Raw genomic sequence first — 24,241 nt, 5'->3', positions numbered from 1 at the left:
GGAGGTAACACCATGATATTGGATGCCGAGATAAAAGCGCAATTAGCCCAATATCTACAATTGATGGAAAATGACATTGTTCTAAAAGTGAGCGCGGGAGACGATCAAGTTTCCCGCGATATGCTTGCTTTAGTCGATGAATTGGCCGCAATGTCACCAAAAATTAAAGTAGAGAAAACGCAGTTGCAAAGAACGCCAAGCTTTAGTGTTAATCGTATCGGCGAAGATACTGGTATAACATTCGCTGGTGTTCCTTTAGGGCATGAGTTTACCTCCTTAGTGCTTGCTCTGCTTCAAGTAAGCGGAAGACCGCCAAAGGTTGATCAGAACGTGATTGACCGAATTAAAAGCATAAAAGGCACCTATCACTTCGAAACTTACGTGAGTTTGACATGCCATAATTGTCCTGAGGTGGTTCAAGCGTTGAACTTGATGAGCGTCCTGAACACGGGCATTTCGCATACGATGATCGATGGCGCAGCCTTTAAGGAAGAAGCGGAAAGAAAAGGAATTATGGCAGTTCCAACAGTATTCCTAAATGGAGAGCTCTTTGGTAGCGGCCGGATGTCGTTGGAGGAAATTTTGGCGAAGATGGGGAATACTTTGGACGCATCACATTTCGCTGAAAAAGAACCATTTGATGTACTGGTTGTCGGTGGGGGACCAGCCGGAGCAGCTGCAGCGATTTATGCGGCGCGTAAAGGCGTTCGTACAGGCATTGTTGCGGAACGTTTTGGCGGTCAAATATTGGATACATTAGGCATTGAAAACTTTATCAGTGTGAAATATACGGAAGGCCCTAAGCTTGCAGCAAGCCTTGAAGAGCATGTCAAACAGTACGATATTGATATTATGAATTTACAGCGTGCCAAACGCTTGGAAAAGAAAGATCTTATTGAAATCGAACTTGAAAATGGCGCCGTGTTAAAAAGCAAGACGGTTATTATCGCAACAGGGGCTCGCTGGCGCAACCTTGGCGTACCAGGCGAGGCGGAGTTTAAGAACAAAGGGGTCGCATACTGCCCACATTGCGATGGTCCGTTGTTTGAAGGAAAACATGTTGCGGTCATTGGTGGCGGCAATTCCGGTATTGAGGCAGCCATTGATCTTGCAGGCATTGCAAAGCATGTCACCGTTCTTGAGTTTATGCCGGAGCTGAAAGCCGATGCTGTTTTACAAGAGCGCCTTTATAGCCTGCCTAACGTAACGGTTTTAAAGAACGTGCAAACAAAAGAAATTACCGGTACGGACAAAGTAAATGGCATCACTTATATCGACCGGGCGACCGGAGAGGAACATCATATTGAATTGCAAGGGGTATTTGTTCAGATCGGCTTAGTGCCAAATACGGACTGGTTAGATGGAACGATTGAACGCAATCGCTTCGGCGAAATTATCGTCGATAAGCATGGCGCTACGAACATCCCTGGAGTGTTTGCTGCAGGTGACTGCACGGATAGCGCGTATAAGCAGATCATTATTTCAATGGGGTCAGGCGCTACCGCAGCCTTAAGTGCATTTGATTACCTTATTCGAAATTAAGTTTCTTTGATCGCTGAAATTTGTAAAACAGAGAGCCGTAGGGTGGCTCTTTGTTTGTTTTTCAAGAGGTTGGCATGCTTTTTTTCGAATGTAGACGAGCATATCGCATTTGTCGGAAGAACTGTTTATCGATGCAGCGGTTGGGAATCGACCTATCGTTTTATTGTCTAAAACGATGATACGGTTGAGTCAAGATTTTGTGGGAGATTTTTTTGAGGTTTTGATTTTTTAGGTATATTTTGTAATCGTTTTCTGATTCTCTTATCCTGTTTGTGTGTGCTTCCCTACTTGTTCAAATTCCTTTCAATGCTTGTAGCGCTTGATAAATTGGTGCTTTTGATGAATGTTGGGATATTGAATTCCTGCGTAATTCAGCTGCTGGCTTCCCGTTTCAGGCTCATCACCGGATACCCGACCATCTGAGCAAGCGTACGAGCCGCTTTGCGATAGGAAGAGCACTCCACCGCCAATCCCACCGCCGTTTCTTCTAGACAAGGGCTGATTGACTGCGATCCATCAAACGCTAAAAAGGAATCAAGCAAAAACGTGTAACGGTTTTGTTCCCGGTCTAAATAGTAGTTCCGCTCAAAGGTGACTTCGCCAAACAGGGTTTGAATCGTGGTGCGTCGTTTGTCTTTCAAGTGGTATCGGCGCTTGTCTCGATTCTCTGCCAATTGCCGGTCGATGTCCTCCAACAGAGCCGTAAACAGCTCGGCGAAGGCGTTTTGCAAGGCTCGAAACAAATCAAGTTCGATCTCTTTCCATGACAACGAATTTGTGGTAAGATGTTGTTGAATATTCATGGGACTCTCTCCTCCTGTTTGATAGTGTGGTCAATGAATATCTTACCAGGGAGAGAGTCCTTTTTTTCATGTTTCCTGCTTGGGATCCTACCGCGCTTCGCTTGGTGGCCCCGATGAGGGGGATTGCGAACCTACGTTCCCAACCCCCTCATCGGGGAATTCTAAGAATTTCTCCACAAACATTTTACTCACACCTTCATGATAAAGAAATTGAACGATTAAGAAACAGCGGAAATAGATTATTAAGCAGTATGGGAATTTGAATAACAAAAAGCGTCTTGAACCGGGCGCACAGGGCGCTAAGCATCAGTAAGGTGTTTGCCCATGAAAGTCTTGTGGAACTAGAGTCAGTGTCCATGTGAAGGTATGGAAGAAGCTCTATAGTACACAAGAACCCCGTGGCTTTAGCCATCGGGAGGTTCAGTCATACTATATAATGTAAGGGAATAGTATAACTATACGGTAAGGACAAGGAAGTGATTGCTTATGTTTCATGTACTGGTGACGTTAAATTCGAACTATATTCCGCCATTAAAAGTATTAATGAACTCGCTGTTTTGCAACAATCATAAACCATTTTCGTTCTACCTATTATATTCGCGTATTCCCGAGATGGAAATCGAGTCATTGAAACGGTTTGTAGAACAACAAGGCCATCGACTGATTCCGATTTATGTCGATCCTCAATTATTTGCCGATGCTCCTGTATTTCGTCATTATACTTCGGAAATGTATTATCGGCTTGCTGCTCATCAGTTTTTGCCCCAAGAATTGGACCGTGTTTTATATCTTGATCCAGATATTGTTGCGATTAATCCGATCGATGATTTTTATAATATGGATTTTGAAGGAAATATGTTTATTGCCGCGGAGCATACCCATTCGACAAAAGTAGCGAATTTATTTAACAAGCTGAGGCTGAAAACCCCGAATGCAAGAGGCTACTTTAACACTGGTGTCATGCTGATGAACTTGCCGCTAATGAGAAAAGAAGTGCGGTTAGAGGATATTTACCAGTTTATTCGTGATAATCGGTTTAAGCTTGTGCTTCCGGATCAAGATGTGCTAAACGCTTTATATTGGGACAAAATTAAGCCAGTGGATTGTTATCGTTATAATTACGATGCGCGATATTACGATATGATTCAGTTATTGCCAAATCCAAAGCATGATTTACATTGGATTCAGAAAAATACAGTGTTTATTCATTATTGTGGCAAAGATAAACCGTGGAAGGAAAATTATAAAGGGGAGCTTGGATTTTTTTATAAGCAGTACAGCGATATTCTAGAATTTGAAGAGGAAAAAGCCTAAAGGCAGCTTATTTGCGCTGCCTTTAGGCTCTATTTTTTGCGTGCTTTGCTTTGGCGAATGCCAGATGCTTGAGCGCGCGCTTCTGCTTCTAGGTCTTCGTAATCCGCAAATTCGCGAGAATATTCAACATCTAGTCCGTCGGATTTCAGTTGTTTTGGTACTTGTGGAAGAGTTGCTTTGTTTTTATCACGCGTTTTTTGTCCGCGAGATCGACCCATCATCAATTCCTCCTAAGCAATAATGTGAATCGGACGATTCACTACTTAGGATGGCATTTGCTCGATAAAGTATAAATAACAATGTTTTCTAATGTTTCGCTTTTTTTGCTGTATAGCCGCCTGCTTGGTCGGCTAATTTAAAGTCGCGGGAATACGTTATTTCTTGTGCACGCGTTAACGTCCTTTTCGTTTTTTCTTGTCTTCGTTTTTCCACCATTTATTGCCCCTCACTTTTATCAAGATTTATTTTTAGTTTTTCCACTGTTTGTTCGTTTTATGCATGAATAATAGAAAAAGGGCTGTTATACACAGCCCTGTTACGCTTCTTTGCGTTGTTCTTGTTCGATTTGAGAAGGATGGCGAAGGGTATATAATGTATAGTTATCTTTTGTAATTTCGTATAAATTATATACATCAGCTCCGATTTGTTCCAGCAAACTTTTTCTTGTCTCATTCGCTGGGGTAACATACGGTAATTTTTCTGCCGCTTTGATGGAGCGGATGTTCACTTTGCGAATGCGCATAAATACAGTTTCAATGGAAAGCTCGTAAAATAATTCGTGGAAAAATGCTTCTTTCGCACGTTGGTTATATCCTTGGCCATGATATGGCTTTCCAAGCCATGTGCCCAAAAATCCAGCGTTATTTTGTATGTCAAATAGGCTGATTGTGCCGATTGGATTTCCCCATTCATCTAAAATCGTGCGGGAAATGAGTTCACCGCGTTCTTCCGCTTCGATCATTTGTTTCGTCATAAATAAAAATTCTTCGTACGAGCTTGCTTTTTGGCGCACGAAAGGGAAGACGTCCGGGTGCACCATCAGCTCGTAGAGTGCATGACAATCTTGCAGCTCCCGTTTTTTTAACATACTTTTCCCTCCTTATATCGAGGGCAGTTTACTTGTGGGCGAAACCACCCTCGAAATTTTTTAATATATTCATCAAAAAATTCCGGGGTGGGAATCGAACCCACTAGAACCAGCGATATCCGCTGGTGGCGCACCATTTGCCTTCCCTTTTGTTGCGTCGTTATCTGATTGTCGGCAATGAGTAGCACAGGTCTTTATCATCATACACGATGATCAAGAAAAAAGAAATAGGTTTTTTGTTAAATTTTTTTATATATTTGTTGATTTTTCGATAACGAATGTCATGTGGCTAGTAAATCGGCTAAACTTTTTTCCAGCGTAGGGAAGGAAAAGACAAACCCAGCTTCCATCAGTTTTTTCGGAATGACTTGCTGTCCTTCGGTCACAAGCATGCTCATTTCACCAAGGAGGGCGCGCAGCATCGCACTTGGCACGCGAAGCCAATGAGGGCGGTGAAGTATACGGGCGACCGTTTCGCCGAACTGTCCCATACGGACGGGAGATGGAGAAGTGATATTAACCGGTCCTGCTAGCTGCTTATGATCAATAATATATGCAAGTGCACGTACTACATCGTTAATGTGAATCCAGGAGATCCATTGCTGTCCCGAGCCGATTGGACCGCCAATCCAGAAACGGTACGGTAAGACGATTTTCGGCAACGCCCCGCCGTTTTTGCCAAGAACGACACCAAATCGTGCCATTACTGTACGAACCCCTAACGACTCTGCTTGTTTCGCTTCTTTTTCCCATTTTGCTACGGTTTGTGCCAGAAAATCGTTGCCAATCATTGAACTTTCTTCGGTAAAAGAATCGGTAAGCGAAGTGCCGTAAATGCCGATGGCGCTCGCGTTAATAAATACGCGAGGAGGGGATGGCAATGATTTGATCAGCTCAATCATCCATTGGGTCGTGGAGACACGGCTATGGACAATGCGTTCTTTCTGCTTTTTTGTCCATCTTCTGCGGTTAATCGGTTCGCCGGCTAAATTAATCACGGCGTCAAAGGCAGGAAAGTTTGTTGCGGGACGACTTTCAGGCGTGAATAAAACATAGCGGATATTAGAAGAGGAAGATAATTTAGGACGTCGCGTCAATATATAAATGGTATGGCCTTGTGACGCAAGGTGGTTCGAAAGCGCTTTTCCGATAAATCCAGTTCCGCCGGCAATGGCGATATTCATATCCTTCCCTCCTAGTCTGTCGTAGTGAATTATTTCGCTTTTCGTGTACCGGATTCCTTCTGTATGTTACGATAAAAATGGAGGGAAAGTCATGGGGATCATTACAAATATAGCCGTTCAGCCAAACAGCCGTGAACGTTTTCGCGTCACGATCCAAAAAGAAAATGGAGAAATAGATGTGATTACCGTTGATCAAGACGTGCTGCTTCAATTCCGCCTGAAAAAAGGAATGGAAATTGATGGGAATGCCTTACAAGAAATAGTATATGCGGATCAAGTCAAAAAAACGTATAATCAGGCTTTATATTTTTTATCGCACCGCATGCGGTCTGAACGTGAGGTGACCGATCATCTGAGAAAAAAAGGCGCATCTGACGATGTGATTGCAGAGGTGCTCGATAAGCTGCGACAGAACAAATACGTTGATGACCGTGAATTCGCCTTCGCTTATGTGCGCACGCAAAAGCAAACAACGGCAAAAGGGCCATATGTCATCCGTAAAGAATTGGAAAAGCTCGGGGTTGCGGAAGAATGGATTGAACAAAGCTTGGCTATTTACTCCTTTGATGAGCAAGTGGAAACGGCAAAATCGCTTTATGAAAAAGCAAAAAAACAGCGGGCAAAACAGTCTTTGCGGCAATGGAAATATCAGATCGAGCAGCTTTTATATCGAAAAGGATTTCCGCACGAAGTCATCGATCAGGTGCTGTTGTCAGAACAGGACGAAAAGGAGGAACAGGAGTGGGAAGCTTTGGAGTATCAAGGAAGAAAAGCGCATCGGCGCTATGAAAAATATGATAGTCCGATGTATGAGCAAAAAATGAAGCAGGCTTTGTACCGGAAAGGCTTCCCACTGGAGATGATCGAGCAATTTTTGAGCAAATTAAAGGAGGAGCAGGAACATTAAGATAAAATAATTTCGTTTTGCCCGTGTTCTAAAGAGATAATTTGTTTTGCTATTTCTTTTGGGGAACGAAGCCGCGAACGATCTTTTATATGATCGGTTCCATGCCAAAATGGGGTGTCCATGCCTCCCATGTACACAGCGGTAACCGAAATATTTGTGCCTTCCAGCTCTTTCGTTAAGCTTTCGCTAAAGCCGCGAATCGCGAATTTTGTCGCGACATAGACGGATTCATTCACTTTGCCGCGTAAGCCGGCAGTCGAAATAATATTGATAATTTTTGCTTTCGGCATTGCCAGAAAATGCGGCAAAAATGCTTTCGTCATATAAATGGTCCCATTGATGTTCGTTTGAATCATATCGTCAATTTGCTGCGCGGAAAGCGAAGAAAGCGGACCGAAATGGCCGATGCCAGCATTATTCACAAGACACGTAACATGGTGGTGTTTCGCAATCATATCGACTGTGTCAACGACATCTTCGTAACGGCGGATATCAAGGGAATAGGCAAACGCTTTTCCTCCTAGATGCTCGATTTCCTGCACTACGTCTAAAAGAGGGGAGATCCGTCTGCCGAGGGCGATGATGGTATGGCCTTGACTAGCATATTGCAATGCCAATTCTTTTCCTAACCCTGTGCCGGCCCCGGTAATAGCAATAACATCCATTGTCTGTCTCTCCATTCTGTTGGATTGTCTTTTTTATCATATAATAAAATCAAAGGGGGAACAAACGATGAAAGCGCCAGGAGAACAAAAGCGTTATAGTGAAATGACGGAACAAGAGTTGCATCAGGAAATCGCGGCATTAACGGAAAAAGCGCGCAAAGCAGAACGGATGGGCATGATAAATGAATACGCCGTATATGAAAGAAAAATCGCGATGGCAAAAGCGTATTTGCTTGACCCAAATGATTTTCAGCCGGGCGAAATATACGAGATCGAGGGAGATCCGGGAGAATATTTTAAAGTACGCTATTTGAAAGGAGTATTTGCTTGGGGCTATCGGTTAAAGGGAAACGGGGAGGAAGAAGCATTGCCGATTTCGTTGTTGCGAAAGCCGTAATTATAGTAAAGAGAACCTAGAGAAGATTCTCTAGGTTCGATTTTGTTACGATTGTTTCCGCGTTTGACGCTCAAGGATAATTAAGTTAAGTGTTTGTTGAGTTTCTCCGTTGACTTGTGCATGGGCATGTTTTGGATTTGCCCATGGCTGCTGGAAAGGATTGGAGTATAAGTTATCATAAAATTTTTTGTGCGAATGGCGACCCATTGTCTCACACCTCTCAAAATAAGAGAAAGTTTTTAAAAATTGTCATCGCGTTTACCGGAAGCGTGCATGCGTTCTTGCGGATGGGTGTTAGTCGTGCCGTTTGCCCGTTTTGAAGCATATTCCGCTTTCGCTCGTGGTTCACCTTCGAATTTATTATTGTTTTGGTTTGGGAAGTTGCGTTCTTTATTCCGCATCGCACATTCCCTCCTTTGCAATTGCTCGTGTTGATGGCCAACACGTATTTTTATTATGAGGATATTTTGCTCTCTTATGTGTTCAAATTGTTGGGATAAGAGGTGGAAAAAATGACGATGAATGAATATTTTGAACGGCTGACGAACTATTTGTTGGAGAAAAATCCGTCGCTTGCTTATGCCCAAGCAAGAACGTGGGTCGAATTGCTATGGGAAGATTTCGAAACGACATATGCCCGCGCTGGATACGAATATAGAGGAAAAGAGCTGACAGAAAAAGTAGTGCGTCAATGGATTGACCGGTATGGAGCGACATTACATGAATTTCAAACGACAAATCCGAAATATCAACATTTGCTAAATCGCAATGATTATTTAAAACATTGAAAATAGGCGGTTGTTTCAAAACGACCGCCTATTTTTATCAGTTTGGAATGAGGTCCAGTTTTTTTCGCAATTTCCCTTCGCTGAAAATCCAGCCGGTATACGAACTGACAATATTTAAATTGCGATCTAATTGCACTACGGCGACGAATGGATAATAGCCTTTGCTGCGATAGCGCAAGTCCGTAAATCTCACTTCATAATGATCGTTATATTCATGAAGTTCCCATCGGTAGACGGGGGAAAAGGACAAAAAAGCAGCAACGTTTTCATCCTTTTTCGCTGCTTCGATGACGGGATCGTCAGGAAGCGGACATTTTTCAAATTGGTCCAATATATAGATGTACCCGTTTTTGGCCCTCGCGACATAAAAGTAGTCTTTTGCCGTAATCGCCAAATGCCACTCGCGGAAGCGGAACGTCGGAACGGTAATAATCTGTTCGACATCGGCAATTTCAGCACGGATGGCTTGTTTAATCGCTGCCTGCTGGCGTAATCGTATTATATAATAAGCGGCGATGACACCGTAAATCGCTAGAAACGTATAGCCGGGATGAAGGCCAAGAAACAACAGACCAACCCCGATGACATGCAGGGCAAAAATAATTGGATCGAATGTATTGATCACACCAAGCGCAATCCACTTTTTTGTAAACGGCCGCAGCGCTTGCGTGCCGTAAGCGTTAAAAATATCGACAAATACGTGAACTGCGACAGAAATGAACGTCCATAGCCATAAGTGAAATACATTGACGTATGAATAAAAGCAAACGATAATGCCTGTAATGAATAACGACCATAGCCATACGGCAGGAATCGAATGGGTAATTCCGCGATGATTGCGGATATATTTTGCGTTGTTTTGTAATTTTAAAATCGTATCAATATCCGGCGCTTGGGAGCCGGCTAATGTTCCGATAAGCACAGCATGAGACAAAAAAGGGTCTTGAGCGACAGTGGGGTCCAATGTGGCAATACTGCCTAGCGCTACCCCCATAAGAATGTGTGTGCCTGTATCCAAGCGAAATAAGCCTCCTTTGCTAGTTTCGTTCATTAGTATATCCAGTCCGTTTTCGATCATTGGACGAGTAAGCACATAAAAACAAGGATGTATTGCCAGTGTAGCACATTTCGAATGCATTGGCGAGGGAAGGGAATACTAAAGCCATCTTTCCTGTTTAGGAAAGATGGCTGAAAAAGGCGAATGTTTAGCTTTTATCATCATCCAGACGTTTTCCAAATTCTTTTAGAGAGGAAAGAATAAAGCGGATGGCGCGGTTAATGTCAGGATCATTCACTGCTTTTAAAAGATCGAAAATGCCGATTTTTTTATCTTTTTCTTTTGTTTGCTTATATGCTTCGGCAATGCTTGAAGCGGTGCTTTCCAATAACTTATCGGTTAATTGCGGATCTAGATTGGCAAGCAGCTGTGCCATCCCGATCACATGATTAATCGCCGTTGTCACCGGTTTGCGATTTGCTTGGCCGATGACGATTTTCACGATATCTTCCTTTGCTTTAAGCATCGCATTTGCCGCTTCGAGTATGCCGCTTTTATGCAGTTCTTCTATAATAGAAAGCAGTTCAGTGACCGCTTCTTCTTTTTCCGTCAATGAAGTTTTTAGTTCTTCTATTGTTTTCTCACGTTTTTCTTCTTCGGTAATGTTTTGTTTTTGAATGGTTGTAATTGGTTTAGCCACGCGGCTGTGCCTCCTTCCATTCATCCGTTAAAGGAACGTAATCCGGACGCTTCCATTTTCGATCGACTTCGACGCCTCTTTTTGGATTCCGCTTTTTAAATCGCGGATTGGTGCGCGGGAGCGGAGATTCTCCGTCGACTTCCAACACTTGCATGCGCACTCTTGCTTGTTTAAACGCCGGTGTATTCGTGCGATGGTCAGTGGCAGGACCGGTAAGTATGTTAATGGCGCTTTCGTTTGTTGCCGAGTGCATTGGCAAGAATAATTCTTTTCCTTTGACACGGTCAGTGACGAGCACGCGCACTTTTACTCTGCCGAATGGTGATTCTAAACGAACGAGCGAGCCGTCTTTGATGCCGCGTTCTTTCGCTAATTCCGGAGATACTTCAACGAATATTTCAGGGAATTTTCTTTGAATGCCTTCTGATTTGTATGTTAAGTTTCCTTCATGGAAATGTTCGAGCAATCGTCCGTTGTTCACAAGCAAATCGTATTCTTCCGGATATTCTGCCGGCTGTACCCAGTCGGCGAGTGCAAAGCGCGCTTTTCCATCCGGGAAGTTGAAGCGTTCTTTATAAAGAATCGGCGTATCTGCACCGTCGTAGCTGCCCCAGCAAAGGCTTTTCCAGCCTTCCAAGTTTTCGTAATGCGCTTGTGAAAAAAGCGGAGCAAGACTTGCGATTTCGTCCATAATTTCTTTCGGTCCGGCGTAGTTCCAATCAGCACCCATCCGTTTGGCGATTTCTTGAATGATCCACCAGTCCGGTTTTGAATCGCCGAGCGGTTCAAGCGCTTGGTAAAAACGTTGAATGCGCCGCTCTGTGTTGGTAAACGTTCCTTCTTTTTCTAAGCTTGGAGCTGCTGGCAAAACAACGTCAGCAAATTGCGCTGTTTTCGATAAGAAAATGTCCTGTACTACCAAGAAGTCTAACTCTGATAGCACTTTTTGGACATGATTGGCGTTGCAGTCCACAAGTGCCATATCTTCGCCGACGATATACATTGCCTTTAATTTTCCTTGTTCGGCTGCTTCGATCATTTGGATGTTATCAAGACCAGGTTTTCCATCGATGCGGACGCCGTACGCTTTTTCAAATTTTGCCCGCGCGATATCATCCGTAATATGCTGGTATCCTGGAAGCCAGGAAGGAAGGGACCCCATATCACAAGCACCTTGCACGTTGTTATGGCCGCGGAGCGGGAACGCTCCAGCGCCTGGGCGTCCATAGTTGCCTGTTGCGAGCAATAAGTTCGAGATGGCCGCTGATGTATCGCTTCCTCCCGTGTTTTGCGTAACGCCCATTCCCCAGAGGATACATGTTCCATCTGCTTTGTGGATCATTTCAGCGATGCGGATTAAGTCTGCTTTCGCAATGCCTGTTACTTCTTCCGCGTAATCGAGCGTATATTTTTCGAGCACTTCTTTGAATTCATCGAAGAAATGAACGCGTTCGCGAATGAACGCTTCGTCATGCCAGCCTTGGTCAATGATATATTTCGTGACGGCCATCAACCATACTTGATCCGTTCCCTGTTTTGGTCGGATAAATAAATCGGCGCGTTCCGCCATTTCATTTTTGCGCAAGTCAGCAACAATTAATTTTTGACCAAATAGTTTATGCGCGCGTTTGACGCGAGTCGCCAAAACAGGGTGTCCTTCCGCCGGGTTAGCGCCGATGATAATGACAAGCCCAGCTGATGCGATATCGTGAATCGTTCCGGAATCGCCGCCCATTCCTACCGTGCGGAACAATCCGTCGGTTGCCGGCGATTGGCAATAGCGCGAACAGTTGTCGACGTTGTTCGTTTCAAATACTTGCCGAGCCAATTTTTGCATTAAATAGTTTTCTTCATTGGATATTTTCGACGACGAAATAAAGCCGATGGCATTGCCGCCATATTTTTGCTTAATTTCGCCAAGTTTTTCCGCAACAAGCGAAAGCGCTTCTTCCCATGTTGATTCGACAAACACGTCGCCTTTGCGGATCAGCGGTTTGGTCAGGCGTTCTTCGCTGTTGACGAAATCCCAGCCGAATTTTCCTTTTACACATGTGGAAATTGCATTGACCGGTGCCTCGGAGACAGGCTGGATTTTTAAAATTTTCCGTCCTTTTGTCCATACTTCAAACGAACAGCCGACACCGCAGAACGTACAAACTGTTTTTGTTTTTTTGATGCGCTGTTTGCGCATCGCCGCTTCGATTTCCGAAATGGCAAAAATACTGCTGTAGCCAGGTTCGACTTCTTTTACAAAATTGATCATCGGATTTAAAATTTCTTTATCTAAACCGGTCATAAAGCCGGCTTCGCCTAACATCGATTTTTCCATTAATGCATTGCATGGGCAAACGGTAACGCATTGTCCGCAGCTGACACAGGAAGATTCGTTAATCGGAACGCCGTTATCCCAAATGACACGAGGACGTTCCGCTTCCCAGTCGATCGATAGCGTTTCGTTTACTTGTAAGTTTTGGCATACTTCTACGCATTGCCCGCAGGCGATACATTGATTTGGATCATAGCGGTAGAATGGATGGGACATGTCCACTTCCGATGGATCTACTTTTGGGCGGTATGGATACGATTGATGCTCGATTCCCATCATTTCCGCCGTATTGTGCAATTTACAATTTCCGTTATTGTTGTCGCAGACAGTACAGTATAATAGATGGTTTTCTAAAATGCGGTCCATCGCTTCTTTTTGCGCTACTTTCGCCCGTTCGGAAGAAAGTTCGATGTTCATGCCGTCTTTAGCGGGAGTAGCACAGGCGCGCACTAATTTTCCGTCTGCTTCAACAATACAGGTGTCGCATGTTTGAATGGCTCCCAGTTCAGGAGTATAGCAAACTTGCGGATGGGGAATGTTGTTTTCATTAATGACTTCCAAAATCGTCGTTCCTTGTTTTGCGCTGTAATCGCTTCCGTTTATTGTAATCGTTATCAATTGTTCGCTCATGCTTAAACCTCCTCCACAGTAAAATAAAAACTCCACCATGAATGAAGATGGTCTTCAGTCATGGTGGAGTAGTTTTTTAGCATGACGATACTAAAATAACCAATCCATATCCAAATAGACTAGTAGAAAAATAACAAGGGAAACCTTATTATTTTTCCACTATGTTTATGTCTATTTTGATTTTTTTTATTATAATTATATTACTGAATTGTTCGTAAAACAACCTGTAAAGACATCGTTTTTCGCAAATTTATGGTTGGAAAGGGGCTTTTCAATGTCCAAAAAGGAAGCGACATTCAACGATTTAGTGCGGAAAGTTCGCAAGCAACTGTTTGGAAAGGGGCCGGAACGGATTAAAACATATTTTATCGACAATCTGGCCATCACGATCTTGCAAGGAAATTTAACGCCGACAGAAAAATTTATCGCAAGGTCGCCAGAAGGAAAGGAAATGGTTCATGCAGCCCGTACTCGCATGATTCAAGAAGTATATGCGCAAAAAGTGCCGGAAGGTCTTGAGGAACTGGCAGGATCCAAACTTTTATATTTATTTAGCGATATTAAAGTAGAAGACGATATTGCTGTTTCTGTATTTATATTTGAAAAGCCGATAGAAAAATAATATGTCGAAATATTCTGTATTGTTTTTGAATGCGTTTTCATGATATGCTAAAAGCAGATTAACATGATGAGTATGGTAGGAAGCTTAGCTATACAATGGCGAAAGAGCGATTGGTAGTTAAGTTTCCGCTTGTAGCGTGACGAGAGCGTTGGTTTTGTCACAGGAGCTCTGTGCTGAAACTACCGCCACTTTTCTATGTGCGCGAAGGATAGTATGCCTTCGTCATAGAAAATGTGGCGGTTTTCTTTTTGTGAAATCCGGAAACGGGGGGTGGGGTCGATGGAGTCATTCGTGACTCGTAAGCAAAAAATTGTAAAGTATCATAATGATCATTTTGAAGAGCTAGATGATGAGGTTGCGGTGGAGTTTCCGCTTACGATTGTCGTTGACGGGCAAGAATTCGCAACAATGGTATGCACTCCGACCCATTTGGAAGAATTGGTCATCGGTTTTTTAGCTTCGGAAGGACTGATTCGTTCCAGCAAGGAAATAAAGGCAATATCCGTGGATGAACATCGCGGATTTGCCTATGTTGAGCTTGTCACGAAACAGTCTATTCAAAAAGAGTTTTATGCAAGACGGTTTATCGGCTCTTGCTGTGGAAAAAGCAGACAATTTTATTTTTACAACGATATGAAAACTGCCAAAACGGTTGTGCACAGAACGAACGTTCATGTTGACCAATGTTTTCGTCTTATGCGGCTGTTGCAAGAGAGATCCACCGATTTTCAAGCGACTGGCGGCATTCATAACGCAGCGCTTTGTACGCCAAACGAACTAGTCATCGTTCGCTCTGATATTGGCAGGCATAATGCGTTGGACAAAATTTACGGATATTGCTTGCAGCACGATTTGCAGTTATCGGACAAATTAATCGCGTTCAGCGGAAGAGTATCATCGGAAGTATTGCTGAAAGTTTCCAAAATGGGAATAGGCATTATTTTATCGAAATCCGCGCCAACGACATTGGCGCTCGAATTAGCGAACGATTTAGGCATTACGGTTGTAGGGTTTATTCGCGGACAAACGTTTAATGTGTATACGCATGTCGATCAAATAACCGAATAAAAAGGGGGACTAACAAATGAAAAATCGTTGGTTCATCGCTTTATCGGCAGTAGGAATTCATATTTGCATCGGTTCTGTTTATGCATGGAGTAATTTTACGAACCCATTAAAACAAATGTTTGGGTGGTCGGATCAAGAAGTTGCGCTAACATTTAGCATTGCCATTTTGTTTTTAGGTTTATCAGCGGCATTCCTTGGTCACTTTGTCGAAAAACACGGTCCTAGAAAAGCAGGATTACTTGCTGCAACGTTCTTTGGGATCGGCATTGCTGGTTCCGGATTTGCGGTTGTTTTGGAATCGAAGTATTTGCTTTACCTATTCTATGGGGTGTTAGGCGGAATTGGTCTTGGAGTAGGATATATTACACCTGTTTCCACACTTGTGAAATGGTTCCCAGATCGTCGTGGTTTTGCTACGGGGCTTGCGATTATGGGATTCGGATTTGCCGCCGCTATTTCAAGTCCTGTGATGAACAGTTTGATCGGTTCGGTTGGCGTTAGTAACACGTTTTATATTTTAGGCGCTGTTTACTTTTTGATTATGGCTTTATCTTCTCTTTACTTAGAGAAGCCGCCTGAAGGTTGGATGCCAGAAGGCTTTAAAGAAAAAGTGAAGGCTGGAAAAGCAAAACCATCGATGGATTTATCACAATTGACCGCAAATGAAGCAATTAAAACAAGACGTTTTTGGTATTTATGGATGATGTTGTTTATCAATGTAACATGCGGCATTGCTATCTTAGCTGTGGCAAAGCCGCTTGCCATGGAAAGTATCGGTATTGACCAAGCTGCGGCTGCGGCATTGGTTGGCGCCATTGGAGTATTTAACGGCTTAGGACGTATCGGCTGGGCATCTGCCTCTGATTACATCGGAAGACCAAATACCTATACAGCGTTCTTCGTTTTACAAATTATTATCTTCTTTTTCTTGCCGGACGTTTCGGTCAAGTGGTTGTTTATGGGAATGTTGATTATCGTGTACACTTGCTACGGCGGAGGATTTTCATGCATTCCTGCGTATATCGGAGACTTGTTTGGTACAAAGCAATTAGGTGCCATTCATGGTTACATTTTGACCGCTTGGGCAGCCGCAGGACTTGTAGGCCCGCTATTTGCCGCTTACATCAAGGATACTACCGGTTCTTATGAAGGCAGCTTAACCTTCTTCGCAGGACTATTTGTTATCGCTTTGGCTGCTTCTCTGCTGGTGCGCATTGATATCCGTCAATTACGAGAGAAAAATGCTCAATCTATATATCCGTCAATTACAGAAGAAAAAAGTACAATCTAATAAACAAGCCTTCTTCTGGTGAATTGTTTAAGAATAGCGAAAAAAGAAGAGGCACCATTCAAGCCCTCCTTGTACTGCGGCAAGCAGCATCATTTGTTATAATAAACATGCTAGATGGAATAAAAGCAGCATGGAGGAGACAAGGTGAAGACACGAACGTTGCTGGATGGCTTTGACGTCGAACAATTTCAGTTAGATTTAATCGGCTGGTTTGAAAAAGAACAGCGCGATTTGCCGTGGCGCAAAGATAATGACCCGTATAAAGTATGGGTGTCGGAAATTATGCTTCAGCAAACAAAAGTAGACACCGTTATTCCGTATTTTAATAAGTTTATCGAGCAATTTCCGACACTGGAGGCGCTTGCGGAAGCGGACGAAGAAGAGGTGCTGAAAGCGTGGGAAGGACTCGGTTACTATTCGCGCATTCGTAATTTGCATGCGGCAGTAAAAGAAGTGAAAGAACAATATGGCGGGAAAATTCCCAACAACCGAGAACAGTTTTCCAAATTAAAAGGGGTTGGGCCATATACGACAGGAGCGGTATTAAGCATCGCCTATGGCATTCCGGAACCTGCCGTCGACGGCAATGTGATGCGGGTATTATCACGGATTTTTCTTGTCTGGGAAGATATCGCCAAAACAGGAACGAGAAAGTTATTCGAAGCGATTGTCCGGCAAATTATTTCACGCGAAAACCCTTCGTACTTCAACCAGGCGTTGATGGAGTTAGGAGCGCTTATTTGTACACCGCGTAATCCAGCTTGTCTCCTTTGCCCGGTACAAGCGCATTGCCGGGCGCTGCAAGAAGGGGTACAGACGGAGCTTCCGGTAAAAACGAAAAAAACGAGTGTTAAACAAGTGGCGATTGCAGCTGCGGTGCTGAAAGATGAACATGGCAAAGTACTGATCCATAAGCGGGACAGCGATGGATTGCTTGCGAATTTATGGGAATTTCCGAACTGCGAAGTAGCCCATTCACGGGAAAATCCGGAAAGACAGTTGGAAAAGTTTTTGAAGGAAGAATACGGGGCAATAGTCCAGCTTGAGAAACCTTTTGCGGTTTTAGAACATGTGTTTTCTCACTTAGTTTGGAATATTACCGTTTATGACGGCAAACTAGTTAATGGTTTTACGGAAACAGAACAGCTGAAACTTGTTGATGAGCGAGAAATCAGTTTATACGCCTTTCCTGCTTCCCATCAACGAATTTGGAGAGAGTATAAAGAGAAAAAAACAGGTGGATAATCCACCTGTTTCAGTCATACGATTGTCTCGTTCCTTGTGTATAGGTAGCTTCGCTTTTTCTGAGTCCACCGCGAGCTTCGATTTCTTCGATGATTTCGCGGTGGATCGTTTGTCCTTCTGCGTTTAAATAAGGAGCAATTTGCTGAAACGAATGGTGGAAAAAAGCGAGTTCGCTGTCTTTCCATTCTGATTTTGGGATCATCGAAAGTTCGGTCATATCGCGGCCAACGTACATGATGGATGCCTCCTTTTTTTCTAGTTTAAAAAAGTACTCATTCATTTATACATAAAGGGGAGAAAAACATGAGTGAAAAAGTTGCGGTAGTCACAGGAAGCAGCCGTGGAATCGGCAAAGCGATTGCCCTTCGTCTTGCAAAAGAAGGATACGATATTGTCGTTAACTACGCACGCAGTAAAGAAGCGGCGTTACAAACGGCGCAGGAAATCGAAGCGCTGGGGCGAAAAGCGCTTGTCGTGAAAGCGAATGTCGGTGATGTCGAAAAAATTAAAGCGATGTTCGCGCAAGTGGATGAAGCGTTTGGACGTGTGGATGTCCTTATTAACAACGCCGCTTCAGGCGTGCTGCGGCCGGCGATGGAGCTTGCGGAATCGCATTGGGATTGGACGATGGATATTAACAGCAAAGCGCTGTTATTTTGCGCGCAAGAAGCGGCAAAACGAATGGAAAAAGTCGGCGGCGGAAAAATCGTAAGCATTAGCTCGCTCGGCTCCATCCGTTATTTAGAAAATTATACGGCTGTCGGTGTTTCCAAAGCTGCGGTTGAATCATTAACGCGCTATTTAGCTGTCGAATTAGCGCCGAAAAATATTTCTGTCAATGCCGTATCAGGTGGTGCGGTCGACACAGACGCATTAAAACATTTTCCAAATCGGGAAGAACTGCTAGCCGATGCAGTAGCAAAAACTCCTGCCGGTCGAATGGTAAAACCTGAAGATATTGTCAACGCGGTAATGTTTTTATTGTCCGACCAAGCAGAAATGATCCGCGGTCAAACGATTATCGTTGATGGTGGAAGATCTTTACTTTTGTAATTTGGATGGATAAAACGATCACCTCCTGGGCACATTAAGTGACGTGGAGGTGATAACAATGGCAAAACAACAACCAAACAAAACAGCTGCAGGCACTAACATTCAAGAAGTAAGACAACAAAACGCACAATCTGCACAAGCAGGTCAATTCGGCACTGAATTTGCTGCAGAAACTAATGTGCAACAAGTAAAACAACAAAACGCGCAAGCAGAAGCTCGCAAAGCGCAAAATTCAAGCAAATAACATAGAAAAGTGGAGGCGAGCCGTTTAACCGCGACGGGCAAATGTTCTTCGCCCGCAGGGGTGTTTGTCACCCCAAGGGAGAAGGTTATTTGTCCCGCTAGCTGCACCTGCGGTTACTCGGCGCATGTCAGCGAAGATGCAAATTCAAGTAGCTGACAGGTTGCGAGCCGAAGCTAGACAGCTAAAAAAGCGGGGGCGGTATAGCCAGTTCTTAGAGAATCGTTTCCCATTGGTCGATTGGGAAAATGATTTCTCAGAAAAGAGCTAGCTGCCTCCATTTTTTATCGACAAAAGCTATCATAACTTTACATATATAGTCAAAGGAAATTTTCCTCTCTTCCCGAATGTAATAAACATAACCGGAAGGGAAGGGAGAGAACGAACGTGGAACTGTTTGAACGTTTAGTGAATGAGCAACTAAAAACGATGGATCGGCTTTTATTTTTACAGTCGGAAATCGAGCGCTGCCAAGAAATTGAAAAACAATTAATCGAGCTGCAACAAGAAGCGAAACTCCAATCCATTCAAGAGGAAATCCAACAAATGAAACGACAGTTAAGAGAGATTCAACAAACGTTTGAAAAGCAAACGGAAGAAGTCATTCTCACATATCAAAACCAGTATCGCCGTACGTGCGAGCCATCTTCAACGCGTTAAGATGGCTCTCTTTTGTTTTCATTTGTATCTTCAATCGTTATAATAAAAAAGAGAAGTTCCCATAGGAAAGTAGGGAGAATGATGTCTGGATATCCTGCAGAAGGAGAAATTATTCAAATTCATAGTTATAAACATAACGGTTTGATTCATCGAGTATGGGAAGAATCGATCGTGCTAAAAGGAACGTCTACGTGTATTATCGGAGCGAATGATAAAACGATGGTGACGGAAGCAGACGGCCGGACATGGGTGACGCGCGAACCGGCAATTTGTTTTTTTCATGCGAAACATTGGTTTAACATTATTGGTATGATTCGGGAAGAGGGAATTTATTATTATTGCAATTTGAGTTCACCGTTTGTATGGGATGAGGAAGCGCTAAAATATATCGATTATGATTTGGATATTAAAGTATTTCCCGATATGACATATATTCTTCTCGACGAAGATGAATATGAACGGCATCGCAAAGAAATGAATTATCCAGATGTGATCGATCGAATTTTAAAAAATAATGTGAAAAAGCTGATCAGTTGGATTCATGAACGAAAAGGTCCGTTTGCGCCAGATTTTATTGACACGTGGTATGAAAAGTTTCGTTCATATCGAAAGTGAATGAAGGGGGAAAGCGAAAAAGCCTGTTCGTTGCCGCAAACAGGTTTTCTGCTTTTTAAAGGGGATATGTTTTTGGCAATTATTCGCCGCTATATGCAATTTGTGCGTCCATATAAATGGTATATTATTGCAACGATGATCATCGGAATTATTAAGTTTGCGATTCCGCTTCTCATTCCGTTGTTATTAAAATATGTCGTTGATGAAATTATCGCAAATACGAAGTTGCCGATGTCCGTCAAGACAGAGCGTCTTTGGTGGGCTATCGCTGTGATGTTAGTGATTTTTGTCCTTATTCGCCCGATTGTCGAATATTATCGGCAATATTTTGCGCAGTGGACGGCAAGCAAAGTGCTCTATGACATTCGCAATCGATTATTTACACATATGCAAAAATTAAGCTTTACGTATTACTCTAACCATCGCACAGGGGAAATTATTTCGCGTGTGATTAACGATGTCGAGCAAACGAAAGATTTTATTATTACAGGACTGATGAATCTTTGGCTAGATATGACCACGATTATTATTGCACTTATTATTATGATGAAGATGGATATTAAATTAACGCTTGTTTCCATTAGTACGCTGCCGCTTTATGCATTTTCCGTAAAATACTTTTTCGGGCGTTTGCGGCAACGGACGAGAATGCGTTCCCAAGCGCTGGCGGAACTGCAAGCATACTTGCACGAACGAGTACAAGGAATGCCGGTGATTAAAAGTCTTGCGATCGAAGAAGAGGAACAGAAACGTTTTTCCGAACAAAACAACAATTTTTTAACAAAGGCGCTTATGCATACGAGCTGGAATGCAAAATCGTTCTCTGTTGTGAATACAGTGACAGATATTGCTCCCATCATTGTGATTGGCTATGCCGGCTATCAAGTATTGCTTGGTCATATTACCGTCGGAACATTGGTTGCTTTCGTCGGTTATATTGATCGGCTTTATAGCCCGCTGCGCCGCCTTGTGAACTCGTCAACGACATTAACGCAGTCGTTCGCCTCGATGGATCGAATGTTTGAGTTTTTGGATGAGACATATGATATTGTGGATGCGCCAAATGCGATGGACTGCAAGGAAGTAAAAGGGGACATCGTATTTGAAAACGTAACTTTTGCTTATAATAAAAACGAACCGCCTGTACTTCGAGATATTTCGTTTTCCGTAAAAGCGGGTGAAACGATCGCTCTTGTCGGCATGAGCGGGGGAGGAAAATCTACATTAGTAAGCCTTATTCCACGGTTTTATGACGTCACAAAAGGACGCATCTTATTAGACGGCATAGATATTCGCGACATACGCGTCCGCAGTCTGCGCGATCAAATCGGGATGGTGTTCCAAGATAGTTTTTTATTTAGCGATTCGGTGAAAGAAAATATTTTGCTCGGAAAACCAGGTGCGACAGACGAAGAAGTGATTGCCGCCGCAAAAGCGGCCAACGCTCACGATTTTATTATGAATTTGCCGGACGGATATGATACGAAGGTCGGAGAACGCGGCATTAAATTATCCGGCGGGCAAAAACAGCGAATCGCCATCGCCCGTGTCTTTTTGAAAAATCCTCCGCTTCTTATTTTTGACGAAGCAACATCAGCGCTTGATCTAGAAAGCGAGCATTACATTCAAGAGGCAATGGAACGGCTCGCGAAAAATCGGACTACGTTTATCGTTGCCCATCGCCTGTCAACGATTACTCATGCGGACCGGATTTTTCTTATCGAAGATGGAAAGATTGTTGAAAGCGGCACACATGATGAATTAATGGCCAGAAAAGGACAATATTATCACTTATTTACGATTCAACAATTGAATTACACGGAGTGAAAAAATGTTTATATTATCGAAAAATAAGAGTTAGAAACGGTCTTGCAAAGTTGCTAAGGCCGTTTTTTATTTAGATAATATGAACCTCTCCCTCCTTTTCTTTGTTTATTAGTAGGAAAAATATTATTGTTTAGTAAATTAAAGGAAAAACAGTTTTACATGCTGTAAGACTGTTTTTTATTATTATTTTGTCTGTTTAGATAATTTTAATTTTTTGTAAATATTATATTGTCTTATCGAAATTTTCGTGGCATAATTTTGATTAAAATTAATAAATAAAATATTCTATCAATTCCGTTAGAAGAGAGGTGAAATAATGGAAGATGTACGAGTGCTGGAAGTAAAAGGATTGAAAACATCTTTTTTTACGGATGAAGGAGAAATTCCTGCCGTTGATGGCGTTGATTTTTACATAAACGAAGGGGAAATTTTAGGAGTCGTCGGAGAATCAGGATGTGGAAAAAGCGTCACCTCGCTGTCGATTATGGGCTTATTGCCGAAAGGGGTCGGGCGCATCGTTGATGGCGACATTATCTTCAAAGGTGAAAATCTCGTTCATGCAACGGAAAAGCGGATGAAGCAAATTCGCGGCAATGAAATCGCGATGATTTTCCAAGAACCGATGACCTCATTAAATCCGCTATTTACGATTGGAGACCAGCTAATTGAGGCGATTCGCATACATACGAAAATGAGTAAGAAAGAAGCGAAAGCAAGAGCCGTCGAGATGTTAAAGCTGGTTGGCTTGCCGCGCGCAGAACAGATTGTCGATGAATATCCGCATCAGCTCTCTGGCGGGATGCGCCAGCGTGTGATGATTGCGATGGCGATGGTATGCAATCCATCATTATTAATTGCTGATGAGCCAACAACGGCGCTCGATGTGACGATTCAGGCGCAAATTTTAGAGTTAATGAAGGAACTGAATAAAAACTTTCGCACATCGATTATGATGATTACGCACGATTTAGGGGTAGTCGCTGAGGTATGTGAACGCGTGATCGTCATGTATTCAGGAAAAATTGTGGAAGAAGGCGATGTACGAACGATTTTTAAAAACCCAAAACATCCTTACACGATCGGTCTCATTCAATCGGTGCCGGATATTCGGACAAAAAAGGAACGATTATATTCCATTCCGGGAAATGTGCCAAAACCAGGATCGGTTCGGCAAGGATGCCGTTTTGCCGCAAGGTGCGAATATGCGTTTGACCGCTGTTTCCACGAAGATCCAGAATTATATGAAGCGGGAGAACGAGGGCATCGTGTTCGCTGTTTTTTGCCGCTCGGAGAGGAGGAACGAAATCGTGAGCGAACCGCTGTTGCAAGTGAAAGGTCTTAAAAAATATTTTCCGATTACAGGAGGAGTATTTGGAAAAAAAATCGGTGAAGTGAAAGCGGTCGATGATGTCACATTTACCGTTTACAAAGGAGAAACGCTCGGCATCGTCGGGGAAAGCGGCTGCGGCAAATCAACGACCGGCCGGATGCTTCTTCGCTTAATTGAGCCGACAGAAGGTTCGATTGTATTCGAAGGAAAAGAAGTGACAAAGCTATCTAAATCGGAATTACGGAAAATGCGGCGCGATATGCAAATGATTTTCCAAGATCCTTTTGCATCACTGAATCCGCGCCATACGGTTGAAAAAATATTGGAAGAGCCGCTCGTGGTCCATGGAATAGGATCGAAAGAGGAAAGAAAAAAGCGCGTGCAAGAGATGCTCGAAATCGTCGGGCTTGGACGTTATCACGCGAAGCGGTATCCACATCAATTTAGCGGCGGACAGCGGCAGCGTATCGGTATTGCAAGGGCGTTAATGACCAACCCGAAGCTCATTATCGCCGATGAGCCAGTATCGGCGCTTGACGTGTCGATTCAAGCGCAAGTGTTGAATTTGCTAGAAGACTTACAAAAAGAATTTGGACTTACCTATATTTTTATTGCCCATGATTTAGGGGTTGTCCGTCATATTAGCGACCGCGTTGGCGTAATGTATTTAGGTCGTCTAGTCGAATTGGCCGATAGCGATCAATTATATGAATCGCCAAAACATCCGTATACGAAAGCGCTGCTTTCCGCTGTTCCGATTCCAGATCCCGAATATAAAAAGGAAAGCCAGCTGTTATCAGGCGATTTGCCAAATCCCGCAAATCCGCCGCAAGGGTGTGCATTTCATACGCGCTGCAACGCTTGCATGGACATTTGCAAGCAAAAGCGGCCGGAGATGAAAGAAGTAGAAAAAGGCCATTACGTTGCTTGCCATCTTTATTAGTCATTG

27 protein-coding genes and 1 pseudogene are annotated in these 24,241 nt (G+C 43.3%); 16 read left to right on the top strand and 12 right to left on the bottom strand.

The window, feature by feature from the left end:
• Positions 1 to 12: 12 nt before the first annotated feature.
• A complete protein-coding gene (ahpF, locus tag NXM86_RS15810) occupies positions 13 to 1,542 on the top strand; it encodes an alkyl hydroperoxide reductase subunit F (RefSeq protein WP_062677542.1) in 1,530 nt (509 codons plus the stop codon).
• A gap of 395 nt (positions 1,543 to 1,937) precedes the next feature.
• On the opposite strand, the pseudogene NXM86_RS15805 reads toward ahpF, so the two are convergent.
• Positions 1,938 to 2,345 (bottom strand): annotated as a pseudogene (locus tag NXM86_RS15805) (UPF0236 family transposase-like protein); the annotation flags it as partial.
• 486 nt (positions 2,346 to 2,831) lie between these two features.
• On the opposite strand from NXM86_RS15805, the gene NXM86_RS15800 reads away from it, so the two are divergent.
• Positions 2,832 to 3,659, top strand: coding sequence for a glycosyltransferase family 8 protein (locus NXM86_RS15800; protein ID WP_012749175.1), 828 nt, complete (start codon positions 2,832 to 2,834; stop codon positions 3,657 to 3,659).
• A gap of 29 nt (positions 3,660 to 3,688) precedes the next feature.
• Here the strand turns inward: NXM86_RS15800 and NXM86_RS15795 are convergent, their stop codons facing one another.
• The 4 genes from NXM86_RS15795 to NXM86_RS15780 all read right to left on the bottom strand — a co-directional run bounded on the left by NXM86_RS15795 (position 3,689) and on the right by NXM86_RS15780 (position 5,930).
• Positions 3,689 to 3,877, bottom strand: coding sequence for a YfhD family protein (locus tag NXM86_RS15795; RefSeq protein WP_498959054.1), 189 nt, complete (start codon positions 3,875 to 3,877; stop codon positions 3,689 to 3,691).
• Positions 3,878 to 3,965: 88 nt separating this feature from the next.
• The gene (locus tag NXM86_RS15790) at positions 3,966 to 4,094 is read right to left on the bottom strand and encodes a YfhE family protein (protein WP_012749177.1); all 129 of its coding nucleotides are present in this window, start codon (positions 4,092 to 4,094) and stop codon (positions 3,966 to 3,968) included.
• Between the two features lie 100 nt (positions 4,095 to 4,194).
• Positions 4,195 to 4,746: a GNAT family N-acetyltransferase gene (locus NXM86_RS15785; protein WP_012749178.1), complete on the bottom strand. Its 552-nt coding sequence runs from the start codon at positions 4,744 to 4,746 to the stop codon at positions 4,195 to 4,197.
• A 281-nt stretch (positions 4,747 to 5,027) separates the two neighbouring features.
• A complete protein-coding gene (locus NXM86_RS15780) occupies positions 5,028 to 5,930 on the bottom strand; it encodes a TIGR01777 family oxidoreductase (RefSeq protein ID WP_498958264.1) in 903 nt (300 codons plus the stop codon).
• A 91-nt stretch (positions 5,931 to 6,021) separates the two neighbouring features.
• Between NXM86_RS15780 and recX the strand changes: the two genes are divergently transcribed.
• Entirely contained in the window at positions 6,022 to 6,837 is an 816-nt protein-coding gene (gene recX / locus NXM86_RS15775) for a recombination regulator RecX (RefSeq protein ID WP_062754827.1), read from the top strand.
• Here recX and NXM86_RS15770 read toward each other — a convergent pair.
• Positions 6,834 to 7,502 carry an SDR family NAD(P)-dependent oxidoreductase gene (locus tag NXM86_RS15770; RefSeq protein ID WP_062754825.1) on the bottom strand — a complete coding sequence of 223 codons (669 nt, stop codon included), beginning with the start codon at positions 7,500 to 7,502 and terminating at the stop codon, positions 6,834 to 6,836. The genes recX and NXM86_RS15770 overlap by 4 nt on opposite strands.
• Positions 7,503 to 7,569: 67 nt before the next feature.
• Between NXM86_RS15770 and NXM86_RS15765 the strand changes: the two genes are divergently transcribed.
• The gene (locus tag NXM86_RS15765) at positions 7,570 to 7,899 is read left to right on the top strand and encodes a YfhH family protein (RefSeq protein WP_498958263.1); all 330 of its coding nucleotides are present in this window, start codon (positions 7,570 to 7,572) and stop codon (positions 7,897 to 7,899) included.
• A 45-nt stretch (positions 7,900 to 7,944) separates the two neighbouring features.
• Here NXM86_RS15765 and NXM86_RS15760 read toward each other — a convergent pair whose 3' ends face one another.
• Both NXM86_RS15760 and NXM86_RS15755 read right to left on the bottom strand, forming a co-directional pair.
• A complete protein-coding gene (locus tag NXM86_RS15760; RefSeq protein ID WP_012749182.1) occupies positions 7,945 to 8,106 on the bottom strand; it encodes a YpzG family protein in 162 nt (53 codons plus the stop codon).
• Between the two features lie 32 nt (positions 8,107 to 8,138).
• Positions 8,139 to 8,300: a small, acid-soluble spore protein K gene (locus tag NXM86_RS15755; RefSeq protein ID WP_012749183.1), complete on the bottom strand. Its 162-nt coding sequence runs from the start codon at positions 8,298 to 8,300 to the stop codon at positions 8,139 to 8,141.
• A 117-nt stretch (positions 8,301 to 8,417) separates the two neighbouring features.
• Between NXM86_RS15755 and NXM86_RS15750 the strand changes: the two genes are divergently transcribed.
• Positions 8,418 to 8,687: a YfhJ family protein gene (locus tag NXM86_RS15750; RefSeq protein ID WP_041269804.1), complete on the top strand. Its 270-nt coding sequence runs from the start codon at positions 8,418 to 8,420 to the stop codon at positions 8,685 to 8,687.
• A gap of 37 nt (positions 8,688 to 8,724) precedes the next feature.
• Here the strand turns inward: NXM86_RS15750 and NXM86_RS15745 are convergent, their stop codons facing one another.
• The 3 genes from NXM86_RS15745 to fdhF all read right to left on the bottom strand — a co-directional run bounded on the left by NXM86_RS15745 (position 8,725) and on the right by fdhF (position 13,340).
• Positions 8,725 to 9,705: a metal-dependent hydrolase gene (locus NXM86_RS15745; protein WP_498958261.1), complete on the bottom strand. Its 981-nt coding sequence runs from the start codon at positions 9,703 to 9,705 to the stop codon at positions 8,725 to 8,727.
• Between the two features lie 187 nt (positions 9,706 to 9,892).
• Entirely contained in the window at positions 9,893 to 10,384 is a 492-nt protein-coding gene (locus NXM86_RS15740) for a helical membrane plugin domain-containing protein (protein WP_309218774.1), read from the bottom strand.
• A complete protein-coding gene (gene fdhF, locus NXM86_RS15735) occupies positions 10,377 to 13,340 on the bottom strand; it encodes a formate dehydrogenase subunit alpha (RefSeq protein WP_498958260.1) in 2,964 nt (987 codons plus the stop codon). The genes NXM86_RS15740 and fdhF overlap by 8 nt, the downstream gene beginning before the upstream one ends.
• 274 nt (positions 13,341 to 13,614) lie before the next feature.
• On the opposite strand from fdhF, the gene NXM86_RS15730 reads away from it, so the two are divergent.
• From NXM86_RS15730 to mutY, 4 genes are all read left to right on the top strand, one after another.
• On the top strand, positions 13,615 to 13,962 hold the full coding sequence (locus tag NXM86_RS15730) for a Na-translocating system protein MpsC family protein (RefSeq protein ID WP_012749188.1): 348 nt from the start codon (positions 13,615 to 13,617) through the stop codon (positions 13,960 to 13,962).
• A 279-nt stretch (positions 13,963 to 14,241) separates the two neighbouring features.
• The gene (gene fdhD, locus NXM86_RS15725; RefSeq protein ID WP_498958258.1) at positions 14,242 to 15,030 is read left to right on the top strand and encodes a formate dehydrogenase accessory sulfurtransferase FdhD; all 789 of its coding nucleotides are present in this window, start codon (positions 14,242 to 14,244) and stop codon (positions 15,028 to 15,030) included.
• Between the two features lie 16 nt (positions 15,031 to 15,046).
• Entirely contained in the window at positions 15,047 to 16,321 is a 1,275-nt protein-coding gene (locus NXM86_RS15720; RefSeq protein ID WP_328268847.1) for an L-lactate MFS transporter, read from the top strand.
• Positions 16,322 to 16,465: 144 nt separating this feature from the next.
• Entirely contained in the window at positions 16,466 to 17,566 is a 1,101-nt protein-coding gene (gene mutY / locus NXM86_RS15715; protein WP_498958257.1) for an A/G-specific adenine glycosylase, read from the top strand.
• A 10-nt stretch (positions 17,567 to 17,576) separates the two neighbouring features.
• Here the strand turns inward: mutY and yfhS are convergent, their stop codons facing one another.
• A complete protein-coding gene (yfhS, locus tag NXM86_RS15710) occupies positions 17,577 to 17,801 on the bottom strand; it encodes a mother cell protein YfhS (RefSeq protein WP_012749192.1) in 225 nt (74 codons plus the stop codon).
• Positions 17,802 to 17,869: 68 nt separating this feature from the next.
• Here yfhS and fabL point away from each other — a divergent pair, with 68 nt between their 5' ends.
• From fabL to NXM86_RS15675, 7 genes are all read left to right on the top strand, one after another.
• Positions 17,870 to 18,619, top strand: coding sequence for an enoyl-[acyl-carrier-protein] reductase FabL (gene fabL, locus NXM86_RS15705; protein ID WP_062678461.1), 750 nt, complete (start codon positions 17,870 to 17,872; stop codon positions 18,617 to 18,619).
• Between the two features lie 58 nt (positions 18,620 to 18,677).
• Entirely contained in the window at positions 18,678 to 18,863 is a 186-nt protein-coding gene (locus NXM86_RS15700) for a gamma-type small acid-soluble spore protein (RefSeq protein WP_012749194.1), read from the top strand.
• Positions 18,864 to 19,247: 384 nt separating this feature from the next.
• Positions 19,248 to 19,520 carry a YgaB family protein gene (locus NXM86_RS15695; RefSeq protein WP_062678460.1) on the top strand — a complete coding sequence of 91 codons (273 nt, stop codon included), beginning with the start codon at positions 19,248 to 19,250 and terminating at the stop codon, positions 19,518 to 19,520.
• Between the two features lie 81 nt (positions 19,521 to 19,601).
• A complete protein-coding gene (gene ntdP / locus NXM86_RS15690; protein WP_062678470.1) occupies positions 19,602 to 20,135 on the top strand; it encodes a nucleoside tri-diphosphate phosphatase in 534 nt (177 codons plus the stop codon).
• A 72-nt stretch (positions 20,136 to 20,207) separates the two neighbouring features.
• On the top strand, positions 20,208 to 21,962 hold the full coding sequence (locus tag NXM86_RS15685) for an ABC transporter ATP-binding protein (protein ID WP_081188289.1): 1,755 nt from the start codon (positions 20,208 to 20,210) through the stop codon (positions 21,960 to 21,962).
• A 316-nt stretch (positions 21,963 to 22,278) separates the two neighbouring features.
• Positions 22,279 to 23,304: an ABC transporter ATP-binding protein gene (locus NXM86_RS15680; protein WP_498958256.1), complete on the top strand. Its 1,026-nt coding sequence runs from the start codon at positions 22,279 to 22,281 to the stop codon at positions 23,302 to 23,304.
• On the top strand, positions 23,270 to 24,235 hold the full coding sequence (locus tag NXM86_RS15675; RefSeq protein ID WP_081188286.1) for an ABC transporter ATP-binding protein: 966 nt from the start codon (positions 23,270 to 23,272) through the stop codon (positions 24,233 to 24,235). Before NXM86_RS15680 ends, NXM86_RS15675 begins: the two co-directional genes overlap by 35 nt.
• The last annotated feature ends 6 nt before the right edge of the window (positions 24,236 to 24,241 follow it).

This window comes from Geobacillus sp. CX412 (genome assembly GCF_027942335.1).
Lineage (GTDB): Bacteria > Bacillota > Bacilli > Bacillales > Anoxybacillaceae > Parageobacillus_B > Parageobacillus_B toebii.
The sequence above is the reverse complement of the archived record's forward strand: the minus strand, read 5'-3'. Positions and strand labels throughout refer to the sequence as shown.